General features: G+C 50.3%; 1 rRNA gene. It reads left to right on the top strand.

The window, feature by feature from the left end:
* Positions 1 to 259 precede the first annotated feature (259 nt).
* A 16S ribosomal RNA gene (locus CJ226_RS17755) occupies positions 260 to 332 on the top strand; the annotation flags it as partial.

The raw sequence follows: 332 nt of genomic DNA, 5'->3' as shown, positions 1-332 counted from the left end.
TAAGATAGAGAAGTTGCCCTGCGGGCCTGGTTGTGATGGCTGGGTCGTGGGAGCATCCGATCCTTGAGAACTCAACAGCGTGCACTTGTCAAATGCCAAATTATCCTCGTCTAGCTTCGGCTGGGTGAGAATTCCTTTGGATCAAAGACCAACCTCTTTGTGGGGTTGGCAACGGATGAAGTCAGCAATGAATTCGTCTCTTTGGTCAGCATCAAACTCGCTGCGTTCCGGTTTTTCCCCGGTTCGTATGCAATTTCTTTTTACGGAGAGTTTGATCCTGGCTCAGGATGAACGCTGGCGGCGTGCTTAACACATGCAAGTCGAACGGTGAA

The organism is Microbacterium sp. UMB0228, from assembly GCF_002871415.1.
GTDB lineage: Bacteria > Actinomycetota > Actinomycetes > Actinomycetales > Microbacteriaceae > Microbacterium.
The sequence above is the reverse complement of the archived record's forward strand: the minus strand, read 5'-3'. Positions and strand labels throughout refer to the sequence as shown.